General features: G+C 63.6%; 18 protein-coding genes. 11 read left to right on the forward strand and 7 right to left on the reverse strand.

What is annotated here, in order from left to right; all coding sequences use genetic code 11:
- The 10 genes from mraY to P9875_RS05760 all read left to right on the forward strand — a co-directional run bounded on the left by mraY (nt 1) and on the right by P9875_RS05760 (nt 11,560).
- Complete coding sequence (gene mraY / locus P9875_RS05715; protein ID WP_099379770.1) at nt 1–1,176, forward strand: phospho-N-acetylmuramoyl-pentapeptide-transferase; 1,176 nt, start codon at nt 1–3, stop codon at nt 1,174–1,176.
- A complete protein-coding gene (gene murD, locus P9875_RS05720; RefSeq protein ID WP_176388115.1) occupies nt 1,176–2,732 on the forward strand; it encodes a UDP-N-acetylmuramoyl-L-alanine--D-glutamate ligase in 1,557 nt (518 codons plus the stop codon). The genes mraY and murD overlap by 1 nt, the downstream gene beginning before the upstream one ends.
- Nucleotides 2,732–3,943, forward strand: coding sequence for a putative lipid II flippase FtsW (gene ftsW / locus P9875_RS05725; RefSeq protein WP_035824835.1), 1,212 nt, complete (start codon nt 2,732–2,734; stop codon nt 3,941–3,943). The genes murD and ftsW overlap by 1 nt, the downstream gene beginning before the upstream one ends.
- Nucleotides 3,940–5,034, forward strand: a complete 1,095-nt coding sequence (gene murG, locus P9875_RS05730) for an undecaprenyldiphospho-muramoylpentapeptide beta-N-acetylglucosaminyltransferase (RefSeq protein WP_081922689.1) — start codon at nt 3,940–3,942, stop codon at nt 5,032–5,034. The genes ftsW and murG overlap by 4 nt, the downstream gene beginning before the upstream one ends.
- A 10-nt stretch (nt 5,035–5,044) precedes the next feature.
- A complete protein-coding gene (gene murC / locus P9875_RS05735) occupies nt 5,045–6,448 on the forward strand; it encodes a UDP-N-acetylmuramate--L-alanine ligase (RefSeq protein ID WP_278317802.1) in 1,404 nt (467 codons plus the stop codon).
- A 1-nt stretch (nt 6,449) separates the two neighbouring features.
- Nucleotides 6,450–7,418, forward strand: a complete 969-nt coding sequence (locus tag P9875_RS05740; RefSeq protein WP_278317803.1) for a D-alanine--D-alanine ligase — start codon at nt 6,450–6,452, stop codon at nt 7,416–7,418.
- A 1-nt stretch (nt 7,419) separates the two neighbouring features.
- Entirely contained in the window at nt 7,420–8,232 is an 813-nt protein-coding gene (locus tag P9875_RS05745) for a cell division protein FtsQ/DivIB (RefSeq protein WP_035824841.1), read from the forward strand.
- Nucleotides 8,233–8,274: 42 nt separating this feature from the next.
- Complete coding sequence (gene ftsA / locus P9875_RS05750; protein WP_010394955.1) at nt 8,275–9,507, forward strand: cell division protein FtsA; 1,233 nt, start codon at nt 8,275–8,277, stop codon at nt 9,505–9,507.
- A 154-nt stretch (nt 9,508–9,661) separates the two neighbouring features.
- Nucleotides 9,662–10,870 carry a cell division protein FtsZ gene (gene ftsZ, locus P9875_RS05755; protein ID WP_034784974.1) on the forward strand — a complete coding sequence of 403 codons (1,209 nt, stop codon included), beginning with the start codon at nt 9,662–9,664 and terminating at the stop codon, nt 10,868–10,870.
- 183 nt (nt 10,871–11,053) lie between these two features.
- Nucleotides 11,054–11,560: a peroxiredoxin gene (locus P9875_RS05760; RefSeq protein WP_099379775.1), complete on the forward strand. Its 507-nt coding sequence runs from the start codon at nt 11,054–11,056 to the stop codon at nt 11,558–11,560.
- A gap of 45 nt (nt 11,561–11,605) precedes the next feature.
- On the opposite strand, the gene P9875_RS05765 is transcribed toward P9875_RS05760, so the two are convergent.
- Nucleotides 11,606–12,373, reverse strand: a complete 768-nt coding sequence (locus tag P9875_RS05765; protein WP_278317804.1) for a class I SAM-dependent methyltransferase — start codon at nt 12,371–12,373, stop codon at nt 11,606–11,608.
- Between the two features lie 104 nt (nt 12,374–12,477).
- On the opposite strand from P9875_RS05765, the gene P9875_RS05770 reads away from it, so the two are divergent.
- Nucleotides 12,478–13,251 (forward strand): helix-turn-helix transcriptional regulator, encoded by a 774-nt coding sequence (locus P9875_RS05770; RefSeq protein WP_278317805.1) that lies wholly within the window; start codon nt 12,478–12,480, stop codon nt 13,249–13,251.
- A 3-nt stretch (nt 13,252–13,254) separates the two neighbouring features.
- On the opposite strand, the gene P9875_RS05775 is transcribed toward P9875_RS05770, so the two are convergent.
- The 6 genes from P9875_RS05775 to P9875_RS05800 all read right to left on the reverse strand — a co-directional run bounded on the left by P9875_RS05775 (nt 13,255) and on the right by P9875_RS05800 (nt 18,274).
- On the reverse strand, nt 13,255–14,295 hold the full coding sequence (locus P9875_RS05775) for an FAD:protein FMN transferase (RefSeq protein ID WP_278317806.1): 1,041 nt from the start codon (nt 14,293–14,295) through the stop codon (nt 13,255–13,257).
- Nucleotides 14,296–14,343: 48 nt separating this feature from the next.
- On the reverse strand, nt 14,344–14,661 hold the full coding sequence (locus tag P9875_RS05780; protein WP_278317807.1) for a c-type cytochrome: 318 nt from the start codon (nt 14,659–14,661) through the stop codon (nt 14,344–14,346).
- A gap of 96 nt (nt 14,662–14,757) precedes the next feature.
- Nucleotides 14,758–15,279: a nitrous oxide reductase accessory protein NosL gene (locus P9875_RS05785; RefSeq protein WP_278317808.1), complete on the reverse strand. Its 522-nt coding sequence runs from the start codon at nt 15,277–15,279 to the stop codon at nt 14,758–14,760.
- A complete protein-coding gene (locus P9875_RS05790; RefSeq protein ID WP_200880309.1) occupies nt 15,276–16,100 on the reverse strand; it encodes an ABC transporter permease in 825 nt (274 codons plus the stop codon). The genes P9875_RS05785 and P9875_RS05790 overlap by 4 nt, the downstream gene beginning before the upstream one ends.
- Complete coding sequence (locus P9875_RS05795) at nt 16,084–17,037, reverse strand: ABC transporter ATP-binding protein (RefSeq protein ID WP_278317809.1); 954 nt, start codon at nt 17,035–17,037, stop codon at nt 16,084–16,086. Before P9875_RS05795 ends, P9875_RS05790 begins: the two co-directional genes overlap by 17 nt.
- On the reverse strand, nt 17,006–18,274 hold the full coding sequence (locus tag P9875_RS05800) for a nitrous oxide reductase family maturation protein NosD (protein WP_278318793.1): 1,269 nt from the start codon (nt 18,272–18,274) through the stop codon (nt 17,006–17,008). Before P9875_RS05800 ends, P9875_RS05795 begins: the two co-directional genes overlap by 32 nt.
- Nucleotides 18,275–18,289 lie beyond the last annotated feature (15 nt).

Below are 18,289 nucleotides of genomic sequence, written 5' to 3' on the forward strand. Positions count from 1 at the left end.
ATGCTGCTCTGGCTCGCTCATTATTTCCAGGACGACATTGGCCCACTGCGGGTCTTTAACTTCATCACGTTCCGCGCCGTCTTCGCCACCTTGACGGCGATCCTGATCGGCCTGTGCGCCGGTCCCGCCGTGATCCGCATGCTCACGCGCATGAAGGTCGGCCAGGCCGTGCGTACGGACGGCCCGCAAACGCATCTGAAAAAACACGGCACCCCCACCATGGGCGGTGTGCTGATCCTCATCGCCATCGGCATTTCCACCTTGCTGTGGGCCGACCTGTCGAACCGCTTCATCTGGCCCGTGCTGATCGTCACCCTGGGCTTTGGCGCCATCGGCTGGGCCGACGACTACCGCAAGGTGGTGCACCAGGATCCGGAAGGCATGCGCTCGCGCGAGAAATACTTCTGGCAGTCGCTGATCGGCCTCGCCGCCGCCTTTTACCTGGCGTTTTCCGTCTCCATCTCCGAGCCCAATGCCGGCCAGGTGTGGAATCTGATCTACGCCTGGGTGCAATCGGGCTTCGCCATGGACTTGCCGCCGAAGGCCGATCTGATCGTCCCGTTCTTCAAGACCATCAGCTATCCGCTGGGCGTGTGGGGCTTCATCGCGCTGACCTATTGCGTCATCGTCGGCACCAGCAACGCCGTCAATTTCACCGACGGCCTCGATGGTCTGGCCATCATGCCAACCGTGATGGTGGGCACGGCTCTGGGCCTGTTCGCCTATCTGACGGGTAACGCCACGTATGCGCGCTACCTGTTCATCCCGCACATTCCTGGCGCCGGCGAGCTGGTGATCTTCTGCGGCGCGCTGGCCGGTTCCGGCCTGGCCTTCCTCTGGTATAACACGCACCCCGCGAAAGTGTTCATGGGCGACGTGGGCGCGCTGGCACTGGGCGGCGCATTGGGTACCGTCGCCGTCATCGTGCGCCAGGAAATCGTCCTGTTCATCATGGGCGGCATCTTCGTCGTTGAAACGCTGTCCGTGATCATCCAGGTCGTCTGGTTCAAGTACACCAAGAAGCGCTTTGGCGTTGGCCGCCGCGTCTTCCTGATGGCGCCATTGCATCACCATTTTGAACAAAAAGGCTGGAAGGAGACGCAGGTTGTCGTGCGTTTCTGGATCATCACCATGATGCTGGTGCTGCTCGGCCTGACCACCTTGAAGCTGCGCTGATGATGTACGACGCTAAAACCGCACTGGTACTGGGCCTCGGGGAGTCAGGCCTGGCCATGGCCCTGTGGCTGGCCCGCAGCGGTGCGACCGTGCGGGTAGCCGATACAAGGGAAACCCCGGAGCGCCTGGCAGCCTTGCAGGCCGCCGTGCCGCAGGCGCAGTTCATCGCCGGCGCCTTCACGGCCGACCTGCTCGATGGCGTCGACTTCGTCGCCGTCAGCCCTGGCCTGGCACCTGGCCGCGAACTGGCGGCAATCGCGCCGGCCGCAGTTGAAAAAAATATCCCCGTGTGGGGCGAGATCGAACTGTTCGCGCAGGCGCTGGCCGCGCTCAAGGCGGAACGCGGCTATGCGCCGAAAGTCATCGCCATCACGGGCACGAATGGCAAGACGACCGTCACCAGCCTGGTAGGCCTGCTGTGCGAACGCGCGGGATTGCTCACGCGCGTAGCCGGCAATATCAGCCCGGCCGCACTGGACGTGCTGCGCGAAGTGCTCGATGCCGAACCGGCGCCGCAGCCTGTGGCTGAAGGAGAAGAAGCCGCCGAAGCCGTCGCCAGCACCTTGCCGCAGGCGTGGATCCTGGAGCTATCGAGCTTCCAGCTGCACACGACGTTCAGCCTGCAGGCCGATGCGGCCACGGTCTTGAATCTGTCGCAGGACCACCTGGACTGGCATGGCGACATGGCGGCCTACGCTGCCGACAAGGCGCGCATCTTCGGCGACCAGACCGTGCGCATCCTGAACCGCGACGATGCGCTTGTGATGCACATGGCCGATCCGCTGGCCGAGACGATCACCTTCGGCACGGGCGAGCCGGCGGAAGTCGACAGCTTTGGCCTGGTGAATGAACGGGGCATCTTCTGGCTGGCGCAGGCCGTGCCCAGCGAAGAAGTGATCGAGAAAAAACGCAGGAAGAACGATCCGGCGCCGGAACCGGTGCCGACGATGGCGAAAAAACTGATGCCGGCCGACGCGCTGAAAATCCGCGGCCAGCACAATGCCGCGAATGCGCTGGCGGCGCTGGCCCTGTGCCGCGCCATCGGCTTGCCATTCGCGCCGCTGCTGCATGGCTTGCGCGAATACCAGGGCGAGCCGCACCGCGTGGAACTGATCACGGCCGTCAATGAAGTCGAGTATTACGACGACAGCAAGGGCACGAACGTGGGCGCGACGGTAGCCGCCCTGTTTGGCCTGGGCAAGGCGTTTGGCGGCGCGGAACAGCGTCTGGTGCTGATCGCCGGCGGCGACGGCAAGGGGCAGGATTTCTCGCCCCTGGCCGAACCCGTGTCGCGCTACGTGCGCGCCGTGGTGCTGATCGGGCGCGATGCGCCAGCCTTGCGCGCGGCGCTTGAACCGTCCGGCGTGGACATCGTCGACTGCGCCAGCTTGCCGGAAGCCGTCAAGCGCGCCAGCAGCCTGGCGCTGGCCGGCGATTGCGTGCTGCTGTCGCCAGCATGCGCCAGCCTGGACATGTTCAAGAACTATGCGCACCGCGCGCAGGTGTTTGTTGACGCCGTGCGCGACATCGCCCTGGAAAACGGACAGGATATCTGATGGCCTTCCAACTGCCCTTCAGCTTTGGTTCCGGCTCGGCTGCCAAGCCGCTGGATAGCCGCGCGCGGCAGTCGAAGATGATGGACTATGACAAGCCGCTGGTATGGGTCGTTCTGCTACTCATGTTGCTGGGCATGGTGATGGTGTATTCGGCGTCGATTTCGCTGTCGGATGCGCGCAAGTTCGCCGCCTACACGAACAATTATTTCGTCGTGCGCCAGGCGCTGTTCATCGGTATTTCGATCATTGTCGGCGCGCTGGTGTTCCGCATCCCCGTCGCCACCTGGCAAAAGATGGCGCCGTGGCTGTTCATCGGCACCCTGGTGCTGCTGGTGATGGTCTTGATACCGGGCCTGGGCGTGTCGGTCAATGGCGGTCGCCGCTGGCTGAACCTGCCGGGCCTGCGGCCGCAGCCGTCCGAGCTGATGAAGGTGGTGATGGTGCTGTACGCGGCCGACTACACGGTGCGCAAGCAGGAATACATGCACAAGCTGACCAAGGGTTTCATGCCGATGGCGCTGGCCGTCAGCTTCGTCGGCCTGCTGCTGCTGATGGAGCCCGACCTCGGTGCTTTCGGCGTGATCGTCTGCATCGCCATGGGCATTCTGTTTTTGGGCGGCGTCAACGCCATCTGGTTCGGCGGCATCGGCGCCATGCTGACGGCGATCTTCGTCACCATCATCGCCTTGTCGAAATTCCGCCGCGAGCGGTTTTTTGCGTATCTCGATCCGTGGCAGGAAGACAATGCGCTGAACAAGGCGTATCAGCTGACGCACTCCTTGATCGCCTTCGGGCGCGGCGAGCTGTTTGGCGTGGGACTGGGCGGCAGCGTGGAAAAGCTGCATTACCTGCCCGAAGCGCATACGGACTTCTTGCTGGCCGTGATCGGCGAGGAACTGGGCCTGGTCGGCGTGCTGGTCGTGATCGGCATGTTTTACTGGATTATCAAGCGGGCGTTCGACATCGGCCGCCAGGCGATCGCCATCGACCAGACCTTTGCGGGCCTGACGGCGAAGGGCATCGCCATCTGGATCGGCGTGCAGACCTTCATCAACATGGGCGTGAACCTGGGCCTGCTGCCGACCAAGGGCCTGACCTTGCCCTTGATGAGTTATGGCGGCACGGGCGTACTGATTAACTGTATCGGCCTGGCGATCCTGCTGCGCATCGACTACGAAAACCGGATCCTGATGCGCGGGGGCCGGCTATGAACAACGTGACGAACTTGAAAACGACAAAAAGACTGATGATCATGGCGGCCGGCACCGGCGGCCATATTTTCCCGGGCCTGGCGATTGCGCAGACGATGCGCGCGCGCGGCTGGGAAGTGAGCTGGCTGGGCACGACCCACGGCATGGAGCAGGACCTGGTGCCGAAGAGCGGCATTCCCATGGACGCCATTGCGTTCTCGGGCATGCGCGGCAAGGGCCTGGCGCATACGCTCAAAGGCGGCTTCAAGATGCTGGCCAGTTTCTTTGCCATCCGCCGTTTCATCGCCAGCCGCAAGCCGGACGTGGTGATGGGCATGGGCGGCTACGTCACCGTGCCGGGCGGCCTGATGGCGCGCCTGAAGGGCGTGCCGCTGGTGCTGGTCAATGCCGACGCGGCGCTGCTGTTGTCGAACAAGACCCTGGTGCCGCTGGCGCAGCAGGTGTGCTTCGGCTTTCCCGCCGATTTCGGCAGCGCCGCCGGCAAGGCCGTCGTCACGGGCAATCCCGTGCGCGCCGAGATCCTCGCCATGGCGCCGCCTGCCATGCGTTTCACGGGCCGCAGCGGACCGTTGCGCATCCTGGTGGTGGGCGGCAGCCTGGGCGCGAAAGCGCTGAATGACAATCTGCCTGCCGCGCTGGCGCTGATGCCGGAAGCCGAGCGTCCGCTGGTGACGCACCAGTCGGGCAAGAAGAATATCGACGCCCTGCATGCCGCATATGCGCAGGCGGGCGTGCAAGCCAATGTGGTCGACTTCATCGACGACATGGCCAAGGCGTATACCGAAGCCGACCTGGTGATTTGCCGCGCAGGCGCGATCACCCTGTCGGAATTGACGGCGGCCGGCGTGGCCAGCGTGCTCGTGCCGCTGGTGGCGTCGACCACCAGCCACCAGCGCGACAACGCGCAATGGATGGCAAAACAAGGCGCGGCGATTCATCTGCCGCAGACGGAAATGAGTGCCGCGTCGCTGAGCACCTTGCTGGCGTCCTTGACGCGGGATACCTGCCAGCACATGGCGCAAGCGGCGCTGGCAGCAGGCAAGCGCGACGCCAATGAGGCGATCGCACACGTATTGGAAAAACTGGCATGAGGTTAGCTCTGTGAAGCATAAAGTAAATAATATCCACTTTGTCGGCATTGGCGGCAGCGGCATGAGCGGCATCGCCGAAGTGCTGGTCAACCTCGGCTACAAGGTGTCGGGCTCCGACCTGGGCAGCAATGCGGCGACGCAGCGCCTGGCGAGCCTGGGCGCGACCGTCATGCTCGGCCACGCGGCCGAGAACATCGGCGACGCCGATGCGGTGGTGACGTCGGGCGCCGTCCCGCAAGACAACCCGGAAGTGGCGGCCGCGCGTGCGCGCAAAATTCCGCTGGTGCCGCGCGCCGTGATGCTCGGCGAGTTGATGCGTTTGAAGCGCGGCATTGCGATTGCCGGCACGCACGGCAAGACGACGACCACCAGCCTGGTCGCTTCCGTGCTGGCGCAAGGCGGTCTCGATCCGACTTTCGTCATCGGCGGCCGTTTGACCAGCGCCGGCGCGAACGCCAAGCTGGGCTCGGGCGACTATCTGGTGGCCGAAGCCGATGAATCGGACGCCTCGTTCCTGAACCTGACGCCGATGATCGAAGTGATCACGAATATCGACGCCGATCACATGGATACGTACGAGCACGATTTTGAAAAGCTCAAGCAGGCTTTCGTGCAGTTCACGCACCGCTTGCCTTTCTATGGCCGCGCCATGCTGTGCATCGACGATCCGCACGTGCGCGCCATCATCCCGTCCGTGACCAAACCGGTCACCACCTACGGTTTCGCGGAAGACGCGCAAGTGCGCGCCATCAACGCGCGTGCCGTGGGCCTGGAAATGCATTTCACGGTGCTGCAGGAAGGTTATCCGGACCTGGACGTGGTGCTGAACCAGCCCGGCATGCACAATGTGCAGAATGCCTGCTCGGCGATCGCCATCGCGCGCGAAATCGGCATCGCCGACAGCGCCACGCAGCAAGGCCTGGCCGAGTTCTCCGGCGTGGGCCGTCGCTTCACGCGCTACGGCGACGTGGCGCTGCCGAACGGCGGCAGCTTCGCGCTGGTCGACGATTTCGGCCATCACCCTGTGGAAACGGAAGTGACCCTGGCCGCCGCGCGCGCCGCCTATCCGGGCCGCCGCCTCGTGCTGGCGTTCCAGCCGCACCGCTACAGCCGCACGCGCGACCTGTTCGAGGATTTCGTGAAAGTGCTCGGTGCGCCCGACGTATTGCTGCTGTCCGAAGTGTATGCGGCGGGCGAAGCGCCCATCGTTGCCGCCGACGGCCGCGCCCTGGCGCATGCGCTGCGCGCGCGCGGCAAGATCGAACCGATTTTCGTCGAATCCATGAAGGACATGGCCGACATCATCATGAGCGTGGCGCGCGACGGCGACGTCGTGCTGACCATGGGCGCGGGCTCCATCAGCGGCATCCCGCAACAACTGACTACGTATCCATCCAACACTGTAAAGGCCTGATGTGAACCAAGCTTCAGCTATCGACGTAAAACAATTGGGCAAGGTCGGCGTCCTGTTCGGCGGCAGCTCGGCCGAGCGCGAAGTGTCGCTGATGTCCGGCACGGGCGTGCTGGCGGCACTGAAAAGCCGTGGCGTGGACGCGCACGCGTTCGACACGGGCGAACGCAGCCTGGCCGAACTGGCCGCTGAACAATTCGACCGCGTCTTCATCGCGCTGCACGGCCGCTTCGGTGAAGACGGCAGCCTGCAGGGCGCGCTGGAGCAGCTGGGCATTCCCTACACGGGCAGCGGCGTGATGGCCTGCGCGGTAGGCATGGACAAGATCTACACCAAGATGATCTGGCTGATGCACGACTTGCCGACGCCACAGTACGCGGTGCTCGATGACAGCTCCGACCTGGCCAAGGTGGCGGCGCAACTGGGCCTGCCGCTGATCGTCAAGCCGCCGCACGAAGGCTCGACCATCGGCATCACCAAGGTCAGCGAGGCGGGCGCCTTCCAGGCCGCGTACGATATCGCCGCTGGCCTCGATGATTCGGTGCTGGCCGAGGAATTCATCACGGGCCGCGAGTTCACCGTGGCCGTGCTGGGCCAGGGCGCCACGGCGCGCGCGCTGCCGGCCGTGGAAATCGTCGCGCCGCAAGGCAATTACGATTACCAGAACAAGTACTTCACGGATGACACCAAGTATTTCTGCCCGCCACAGCTGGACCCGGCGATCATCGCCGAGATGGAACGCATCGCCGTGGCAGCCTACCGCGCCCTCGGCTGCGAAGGCTGGGGACGGGTCGACGTGCTGCTGCGCGCGGCCGACAGCAAGCTGTTTTTGCTGGAGGTGAATACCTCGCCCGGCATGACGGGTCACTCGCTCGTGCCGATGGCGGCGCGCGCGGTGGGCATCAGCTATGAAGACCTGTGCCTGGAAATCGTCGCTGGCGCGCGTCTGAAAATGCACAAGGGACAGCACTGATATGTGGCATGACGCTAAAAGCCTCAATACGACTGCCAACGGCTTGCTGGCCGCGGTTCTGGTCGTGTGCGTGGCCGCCGGCGTCTGGTGGGTGTCGCAGCGTCCCATGTTCGACCTGCGCACGATCAAGGTGGAAAGCGCGGACGACAAGGGCCTGCGCCATGTGAATTACCTGACCCTGCGCAGCGGCACCTTGGGCCGCATCAAGGGCAATTTCTTCACGACCAACCTGGAAAGCGTGCGCGGCGTGTTTGAATCGGTGCCCTGGGTACGCCGTGCCAGCGTGCGGCGCGAGTGGCCGAACCAGCTGATCGTGGCGCTGGAAGAACACGAAGCGCTGGGCACCTGGGGCGAGGACGGGCGCCTGCTGTCGGTCAAGGGCGACGTGTTTACGGCCAATGTGGCCGAAGCCGAAGACGACCATGAATTGCCTGCGTTCGCTGGCCCCGATGGCAGCGAAAAGGAAGTACTGGCCACCTATGTGCAGCTGGCCAAGTGGTTTGCACCGCTGAAGATGGTGCCGGAAACCCTGTCGCTGTCGAGCCGCTATGCGTGGACGGTGAAACTGGATAACGGCATGAGCGTGGCGCTGGGACGCGAACAGAATCATACGACCCTGAAGGCGCGGGTCGACCGGCTGGTGGGCATCTACCCGCAGCTGGCGAGCCGGCTGGAAAATATCGACACGATCGATATGCGCTACCAGAATGGCCTGGCGCTCAGTTCCGCCGGCCTGGTGATACCGGCCGAAGGCAAGGATGGCAAGCCAGTCATGAAGAAGAAAAACAGTAGTCCGGTTAAAAAACCGACTTAACCGAATAATTTTAATTTATAGCCCATACAGTAGGCGACAGAAATGACAAAAGACGCGAAAAACCTGATCGTCGGCCTCGACATCGGCACCTCGAAAGTGGTGGCGGTGGTAGCCGAAGTGATGTCCGACGGGCGCCACGAAGTGATCGGGCTGGGCCAGCACGAATCGAAGGGCCTGAAAAAAGGCGTGGTGGTCAATATCGAGGCCACGGTGGAGTCCATCCAGCGCGCGCTGGAAGAGGCCGAGCTGATGGCCGACTGCAAGATCCGCAATGTGTACGCGGGCATTGCGGGCAGCCATATCCGCAGCTTCAATTCCAGCGGCATGGTGGCCATCAAGGACAAGGAAGTGACGGCGACCGACGTGGCGCGCGTCATCGAGACGGCAAAAGCGGTTAACATTCCGACCGATCAGCAATTGCTGCACACGGTGCCGCAAGAGTTCATCGTCGACAGCCAGGAAGACGTGCGCGAGCCTATCGGCATGAGCGGCATCCGCCTGGAGGTGAAGGTGCATATCGTCACCGGCGCCGTGTCGGCGGTGCAGAACATCGTCAAGTGCGTGCGCCGCTGCGGCCTGGAAGTATCGGACCTGATCCTGCAGCCGATGGCGTCCGCCGATGCGGTGCTCACGCCCGACGAGAAGGAACTGGGTGTGGTGCTGATCGACATCGGCGGCGGCACGACCGATGTGGCGGTATTTTCCGATGGCGCGATCCGCCATACGGCAGTCATCCCCATCGCCGGCGACCAGATCACCAACGACATCGCCATGGCCTTGCGCACCCCGACCGCGGAAGCGGAAGAAATCAAGATCCGCTATGGCGTGGCCAAGCAGGTCCTGGCCGATCCCGGCGAATCGCTGGAAGTGCCCGGCCTGGGCGACCGCGGCCCGCGCAACCTGTCGCGCCAGGCGCTGGCGGCAGTGATCGAGCCGCGCGTCGAGGAGCTGTTCGCCATGGTGCACCAGGTGGTGCGCGAATCCGGCTACGAAGGCGTGCTGTCGTCGGGCATCGTGCTCACGGGCGGCACCTCCATCATGCCCGGCATGGTGGAAATGGCGGAAGATATTTTCCTGAAACCGGCGCGCCTTGGCACGCCCGAGTATCGGGGCCAGTTGGCCGACGTGGTGCGCAGTCCGCGCTATGCCACGGTATTGGGCCTGCTGCTGGAAGCGAAGAAGCAATACCTGCGCGGCCACATCGTGACGCGTCAGGACGGCTCGGTGAAGGCAGTCTGGCAGCGCATGAAGGAATGGTTTTTAGGGAATTTTTAAGGGCATGATTTGCGCCCGGCAGTACAGGTTTTTTGGCAGCATCGCAGGTACACACACATAACTTTATTTTATATTTAACCGCAGTTTTCAATCTCCAGTTCTCCTACCAATATGAGGCCTGGCGCTTGGAAACCGCATCTGATAGGAGCACATCATGGAGTTCGATATGGTCGATAACACAGCTTTAGGTACCGTCATCAAGGTCGTCGGCGTCGGCGGTGCGGGTGGCAATGCAGTCCAACACATGATCAACAAAGGCATGTCGGGTGTGGAGTTCATTGCCGCCAACACCGACGCACAGGCCCTGTCGACATCGAAGGCCCACAACATCATCCAGATCGGCGATACCGGTCTGGGTGCCGGCATGAAGCCTGCCGTCGGCCGCCAGCTGGCCGAAGAATCGCGCGCACGCATCGCCGATTCGCTGCGCGGCGCGCACATGGTCTTCATCGCCGCCGGCATGGGCGGCGGCACGGGCACGGGCGCCGCTCCCATCGTGGCCGAAGTGGCCAAGGAACTGGGCGCGCTGACGGTGGCCGTGGTATCGAAACCGTTCTCGTACGAAGGCCAGAAGTGCATGGACATCGCCGACGAAGGCCTGGAGCAGCTGTCCCTGCACGTCGATTCGCTGATCATCATCCTCAATGAAAAACTGGAAGAGATCTACGAAGACGAAAGCATGCTGGAATGGATGCAGCACGCCGATGATGTGCTCAACAACGCGGTGGCCGGCATTGCCGAGATCATCAACGTGCCTGGCCATATCAACGTCGACTTCAACGACGTGAAAACCATCATGGGCGAGCAGGGCAAGGCCATGATGGGCACGGCGACGGCGTCCGGCGTCGACCGCGCGCGCATCGCCGCCGAACAGGCTGTCGCTTCGCCGCTGCTGGACGGTATCGATCTGTCCGGCGCGCGCGGCGTGCTGGTCAACGTCACGGCCAGCCGTGGCTTGAAAGGTAAAGAGATCAAGGAAGTCATGGCTGCCGTGCGCGCGTTTGCCGCGCCGGACGCGTCGATCGCGCAAGGTATCGCCTACGACGACGCCATGGGCGACGACATCCGCGTGACCGTGGTGGCGACGGGCTTGGGCCGTGCGAAGAAAAACATCCAGCTGGTACCGCAGCAAGTGCTGCGCACCGGTACCCACAACAGCCCGTTGACCCCATCGGCTGCCATGGGTAGCGCGCAGGCGGCGACGACGACGGTTGGCGTGGCCACGCCGGCAGCCGGTTTCGACGGCATGAAGGCGCCGGCAGTATGGCGCCGCGAATCGGCTTCCGAGCAAGTGCGCGCGATGGAAAAGAATGGCATGGAGACGTACGACATTCCAGCCTTCCTGCGCAAGCAAGCCGACTAAGGTGATCCGATGTCAGTAAAGATGACGGCGGCCTGAGGGTCGCCGTTTTTTTTGCCGGCTTTTGACTTTTGACTTTGCCTTTCCGGCCATTTTCTGCACAAATACGGCAAGTCAGGCATACTATCGCGCAGTGTCGGCATCATGCCGGCAGCATCCTCAACCGACAGTACACAAGGAGTCAACATGACCATCAAGATCGGCGACACCCTGCCAGAAGGCACCCTGGCCGAATTCATCGAAAGCGAAACCGAAGGTTGCGCACTGGGCCCGAACACGTTCAACGTGCAAGATCTGGTCAAGGGCAAGAAGATCGCCATCTTCGGCCTGCCAGGCGCCTACACCCCGACCTGCTCCGCACAGCACGTGCCAGGCTACGTGCAGCACGCTGCCGACCTGAAAGCCAAAGGCGTCGATGAAATCTGGTGCATCTCCGTCAACGACGCGTTCGTGATGGGCGCCTGGGGCCGCGATCAGAAAGCCACCGGCATCGTGCGCATGATGGCTGACGGCAATGCCGCCTACAGCAAGGCACTGGGCCTGGACGCCGATTTTTCCAAGCACGGCATGGGTACGCGCTCGCAGCGTTACTCGCTGCTGGTCGACAATGGCGTCGTGACGCAATTGAACATCGAGCAAGGCGGCAAGTTTGAAGTGTCGAATGCGGAAACCTTGCTGGGCCAGCTGGCTTAAGAGCTTTTTGCTTGCATGAAAACGGCGCCATCGGCGCCGTTTTTTTTATTGCACCTGCGGTTTCGTCGCCTCGAACATGGCCGCATCGATGCTGAACGAATAATCGTCCTGCAACGCAAAATACTGGCGCGCTTCCTCGGGCGCGCCATCGAACAGGTTGCGGATGGCCGCCACGCGCTCGTTTGGCGTGCGCATGCGCGCCACCCATTCGTCGAACTGCATCGTCAGTTTCCACACGCTGCGCAAGCTGTGGCTAAAACCCGCGTTATTGAATTTGGCGCCCCATTCGCAGGTGCGGTAGTCGCGCACGTGGGATGCGTCGCGCAGCATTTCCACGGCCTGCAAGGTGCTGTCGTACAGGGCCGTCTTGGGCGCGACGATGTCGATCACGAGCAAGGTGCCGTTCGGGCGCAGCACGCGCCACGCTTCCGCGAGGGCAGCAGCCACGTCGTTCCAGTGGTGCGCGGAAAAGCGCGTGACGACCATGTCGAAGCTGGCGTCGGCAAACGGCAGGCGGGCCACGTCGCCCTGTTGCGTGCTGATGTTGTGCAAGCCGCGCTGCACTCTGGCGCAGTCCACCACGTCGAGCATGGGCTGGGCCAAGTCGTAGGCGACCACCGATTGCGCCACGGGAGCGACGGCAAAGCTGGCGTGGCCGGCGCCGCAGCCCAGGTCGAGCACCACCGGTTTGCCATGGCGGCGCGCGCATTCCTGCATCAGCACCAGGTCGGCGCCTTGCGCGTGGACGGCGCTGCTCAGGTAGGCATTGGCTGTTTTGCCAAACTGTTCGGTAACGACATCGTGCTGCTGCATGGTTTTCTCCTGGTGATGGGTGAGTTCCTGCAGAATAGGGATAAAATTATCCTGTAACAAGACCATAACTTATACTGGTATATCTACTACCATGCAGCCTTGCCATGTCGAACAAACTCGCTGAATTCATCCGCGCCCGGCGCGAAGCCGTCACCCCCGCCATGGCTGGCTTGCCCGGCGGCGGGCGGCGGCGCACGCCAGGCTTGCGGCGCGAAGAGCTGGCGCAGCTGTGCGACGTCAGTCCCACGTGGCTGACGTGGCTGGAACAGGGGCGGCCCGTGTCGGCGTCGGCCAAGATGCTGGTCCGCCTGGCGCAGGTGCTGCAGCTGAGCGCGGCCGAGCGCGCCTATCTGTTCGAGGTGGCCGACAAGCATGACCCCAGCCACGCGACAGGCGAGGGCGGGGGGCCTGCCAGCGCCGAACTGGCCGCCATCGTGTCCGCCATCGACGCGCCCGCGTACGTCCTCGACCGGGCATGGAATGCCGTGGCGTGGAACGGGGCGGCGTCCACCTTGTTTGCGGGCTGGCTGCAGGCCGGGGAGGACGCGCCGAACCAGCTGCGCTTCATGTTCCTCGATGCGGCTGCGCGCGAGCTCGTCGTCGGCTGGCCCGAGCGTGCGCGCCGCCTGGTGGCGGAGTTCCGCGCCGATATCGGTCGCCACGCAGACCAGGCGCCACTGGCCGGCCTGATCGCGGAACTGGCGCAGGCCAGCGTGGAGTTCCGCCAGTGGTGGGGCGCGCAGCAGGTGCAGGGCCGCGATGGGGGATTGCGCCGCTTCCAGCATGCGCAGCAGGGGCTGCTGGAGTTCAACCAGGTGACCCTGCACCTGGCGCGCCAGCATGAACTGAAGCTGGTGATGCTGTTGCCTGTGTCGTAGACGTCACTCGCGTGCTTGCCAGGTCCCGGCTTGCTCGTGCCGCTCTGCACCTGCAATGCGCGCTTGCATGGCTGCTGTCATGTGGACATTGCGCTGGGCGTCAACCATCAGCACTTCTTTCAGGTCGAGTTTTTCCGCCATCGCTTGCCAGTCTCGGGGGCCGGTGATGAACAGCGGTTTGGAGTGGCCGTCCGAGCGCAGGCCAGGGTCGCGGCCGCCGCTGGCGATGATGGTGACCGAAGCGACCAGATCGATCGGGTAGCCGCTGCGCGGGTCGATGATGTGCGGGCGGCGCTTGCCGTCCTTCATGAAGTAGCGTTCATAGTCACCGCTGGTGCCGATCGCTTCGTTGTCGCGCAAAGCGATCTGCGCAACTGTCCCGGCGCCACGCGGATCGCGGATGCCGACCTGCCACGGTCGTTCACCGGGCTGGCCGATGGCGATGACGTTGCCACCGATGTTGACCAGCGCCGCCTTGACGTGCGCTTCGCGCAGCAGCGCGGCGGCGCGGTCGAGCGCGTAACCTTTGGCGTAGCCGCCGAGGTCGATCATGACGGCAGGGTTGACGCTGCTGATGATGTTGCCGTTGTAGCGCAGGTCGGACAGCGATGGCCGCGCGTCGACCCAGCGCTTGATCTCGGCGGCCGGCGGTCCCTGCGCGCCGATGTCGTTTTTCTGGAAGCCCCACAGCCTGATCAGATGCCCAATGGTGGGGTTGAACAGCAGGCCGGAACGCACTGACAGTTTCTCGGCCGATTTTAGCAGGCCGACCATTTCAGCGTCGGCGCGCATTGGCTCGCCTTTGGCGATGCTGTCGTTGAGGGCGGTGAGCATGCTTGGCTCCCACGCGTGGAATTTACGGTGCAGGCGATCGAATTCTCTCAATACCTCGGCGCCAAGCAGGTCGGCGCGCTGCTGCGAACCACCGTAGATGGTGATGTCGACCGTGGTGCCGAACACGTGGCCCCGGGTTTTGTAGAGGCGTTCCTCGCCGGAACAAGCAGTCAGGAACAGCAGTAGCGCCAGCAGCGTGCGGGTGAACATGGAATGTCTCCGGGTGTGGCCGCCGCGCGCAGGCGGCGGCCAGCAGTTTTAATTGCTCTTGGCGACCATGTAGTCGACCAGTGCTTTCACTTCATCATCCTTCAGGCCTGGATTGCCGCCGCGTGGCGGCATCATTTTCACGCCGTTGATGGCGCTCAGGTACAGCGCCGGCTTGCCTTTGGTGATACGCGGTTTCCATCCCGCCTTGTCGCCAACCTTGGGCGCGCCCATGATGCCGCTGCCGTGGCAGGCCAGGCAGGTGGTGGAGTAGGTTTTCTCAACCTTGGCGGCGTCCGGCGCGGCGGCGGCGCTGGTGGCAGAGGTGATGGCTGCCAGCATTGCTGCCAGTGCAAGTAGTTTCTTCATGGTCTGTCTCTTTTCAAAAGTAAGTCGGCAAATGCCGGGGTAAAAACGGACCGGCGCTTTCCGCCGAACGGCAATGCCGGCCCAGGCGGTGGTGCTTCAATGCGCCATGGCGTGCGTCGGCATGGCGCCGCTGGCTTCGTTCAGCAGGGCCGGCGTGATCTGCTTGAAGCGCAGCACGCGGCCGCCTTCCTTGCGAACAAACGCTTCCGCGTCCACCTGCCGGCTGAACGAGGCGATGGCCGGGCCCATCGAGCCCTGCGCCTTGCTGCCTAATACATAGAGCGCGTCGTGTGCCCCGATCCAGTGGCCTTGCGGCTGTTGCCAGTTGGCGCTGCCCATGTCCTGCACGTAGAAGGCGCTGGTGGCGCGACGCTGTTCCGGTGCCAGCATTTCACCGAGCAGTTCTTTTACGTCACAGAAGTAGCTGGTCTTGCCGTCGGCGAAGCGAACCTGCGCTTTCGGCCCAGGGAAGTCGCGCAGCAGCATGCCGTCCAGTGCACACGCGGCTTCGTCGGACGGATTAATGGCTGGCAGGTTGGTGGCGCTGTACGTGCAGGCGGCCAGCGCAAGGGTGGCCAGTGCGGCCAGCGCGCTCCTGCGCAGGTGGAAAATAGTCATGAAAATCTCCTGAGTGCGATAGAAAACGGTAAAAAAATCCAGGCTAGCATCACGCCCGACAGCAGCGCCGGGTGGGTCCAGCCTTGCGGCATCACGGTGGCCAGGCCATACATGGCTTGCGCCTGGTCCGAGCTGAACACGTTCAGCAGGCGAAATACGTCGGCCGGGTTCAGCATCAGCATGGCGGCGAACAGGCCGCTACCGAGCTGGCCCTGGCTGAGCACCATCACCCCCATCAGCAGCAGGTCGAACACCAGCACGAACAGGAACCACAGCGCCAGTGCAATGCCGCTGGCGCGGACGCGGTCGCGGGTGCTGACCGATACCAGCATGGCAATGCTGAGGAAGGCCAGTCCCATCAGCACGGCGCTGGCGACGAATTGGGCGTAGCGCCAGCCCTCGGCCACAGTCAGTTGCGAGAACAGCGGCAGCAGGCCGGCGCCAAAGCCGATCGCGGTGGCGCTGGTGAGCGCCGCCGCCAGGCCGAGATATTTACCGAGCAGCACTTCCAGCGGCGTCACCGGCATCGACAGCAGCAGTTCCAGCGCACCGCGCTCGCGCTCGCCGACAATCGCGTCATAGCCGAGTATCAGGGCGATCAGCGGCACCAGATAGATCACCAGGCTGGACAGGCTGGCGATGGTGGCGTCGATGCCGTGGAAACCAACCTGTCCCTGCTGGGCTGCGCCGAAGTAGGCGATGGCCAGCGCGAAGAAGGCAAACACCAGCGCCACGGCCAGCACCCAGCGGTTGCGCAGCCGGTCACGCCATTCTTTTGCGGCCAGCACGCCGACCTGGCGCCATTCAATGCGTGCGCGCATGGGTGCCTCCGTAGCCGAGAAATACTTGTTCCAATGTCGATTCCTGAATCGCGATGTCGTCGGCGCAAGCGGCCAGCTGGCGCAGCACCGCCATCTTGTCGGCCCTGGCGCAGCGCACGTGCAGCTGTTCGCCATGCGCCTCCAGCGCCAGCTCCAGCGGCAACGCGGCCAGCGCCGCGCGCACGCCCGCCTGCAGCGCAGGCGCAATCGTGGCGGTAATGGTCAGCATCCGGGGCGCATGGGTACCCGTCCGCAGCTGCTTCAGCGTGCCTTGCGCGGCCACCGTGCCGCTCTGCATGATGAGCAGCTGGTCGACCCTGTGCTCGATCTCTGCCAGGATGTGTGAGGTGATGACGATGGTGGCGCCGCGGTCCTGCGCGGTGCGCAAGATGGCGTAAAAGTCGGCGATGCCTTGCGGGTCCAATCCGTTGGTCGGCTCATCGAGGAAGATCAAGTCCGGCTCGCCCAGCAGAGCCTGCGCCAGGCCGAGCCGCTGGCGCATGCCCTTGGAGTACCCCTGTACCGGCCGCGCGGCGGCATGCGTCAGGCCCACCAGGTCGAGCAACGGTGCGCAAGCAGCGCGCGCAATGTGCTTCAAGTCCGCAAAAAAGTGCAGTACTTCCTGGCCACTCAGGTTATCGTAGGTGAGAAAACTTTCCGGCAGATAGCCGACGCGCCGGCGCGTCTGGCGAAAGGCAGGTTCGGCCGCGTCCTGGCCCAGTACGTGCAGCGTGCCGGCGCAGGGCGTGATCAGACCGAGCATCAGCTTGAATAGCGTACTCTTGCCGGCGCCATTGTGGCCGATCAGGCCGAACATGGCGCCATGGGCGATGTCAAAGCTGACGTCCTGCAGCACCGTGAGCGCGCCGTAGCGATGCCGGATGCCGCGCAGGCTGACGGCGGCTTCAGTTGTATTCGATGCGGGGAGTGATGTCATTCCATTTCTTCCAATTCTGTGAGAGCGGGCGCATGCGCGGATGGCGGTCGACTACGCTTGGCGCGCGCAGTAGCGGAAACTGACGCGCGGCAAAGCGCAGCGTCTGCAGCGCGGGGCTGGCGCCGAGCAGCTTGAGCAGCGGGTATTGCCAGTTCAGACGGTCAACCAGGTCGTTCGCTTCATACGCCACGTCACCCTGGCCGTCGCCGTTCTGGTCCCAGCCGTTGTAATTGCTCCAGTAGTTGCCTTCCTGTTTGCCCCATTCGACATCGCGCGCGGCAACAAAGCGCACCTGCTCCTGGTTGCCGATGAAGTCGTTGCCATCGACTTGGTTGTTCGAGGAGCCGGCCGACAGGTGCACGCCGGTGCGGTTATTGATGATCAGGTTGTGACGCAGCGTGTTGTACTCGGCGTCATAGATGAAAAAACCACGGTCGTTGCCGGCCACCACGTTGTCTTCGATCAGCGAGTCCTGGATGGTGCGCAGCATGATGCCGTGATCGGTATTGCCCCACGCGATATTGCGGCGCACGGTCAGGCTGCGCACCTCCATCAGCGCCAGCCCGGCCCGGCTCAGATATACCTCGTTGTCTTCCCAGGTACTGTGGTTGGTGTTCATGTAGTGCGTGCCGTAGCGGACATGGTGGATGCGGTTGTGGCGAAATTGCGCGTCGCGCGAGACGTCGACATAGATACCGTCGCGCGTGCCGCTGATTTCGTTGCCGGTGACGCGCGCTCCGCGCGTGTCGTACACCTGGATGCCATTGCCGCGCTGCGCCGATTGCAGGTCGCGCCGGCCGGTGATGGTGTTGTTCAGCAAGCGCGCATCGTCAACGCCTTGCAGCCAGATGCCGAACAGGTTGGCGACCAGGCGACAGTCGTTGATCTGTACGCGATGCGCGCCAGGCACGATATAAATGCCGGCGTTCTGCGCAGTGAGGTCCGCGCCGCTGTCGATCACGATCAGGCCGATCAGGGTGACATCGGGGGCGGTGATGCGGATGGTGTCGCCGTGCCCTTGGCCGCTGATGGTGGGATGGCTGCGCCCTTGCAGCGTCAGCGCCTTGTCGACCAGCACGTGTTCGTTATACCTGCCGGGTGCGATCAGCAGTGTGTCGCCTTTCTGCGCACTGGCGATGGCCGCATTGATCGACGTGCCCGGCGCCACTTCCAGCACGGCGGCGGCCAGGCCCGGCCCATAGCCGGCCAGTATGACTGCCAGCACCAGCGTGCGCATCAGCGCCAGCAGGGC

The organism is Janthinobacterium rivuli (assembly GCF_029690045.1).
Taxonomy (GTDB): Bacteria; Pseudomonadota; Gammaproteobacteria; order Burkholderiales; family Burkholderiaceae_D; genus Janthinobacterium; species Janthinobacterium rivuli.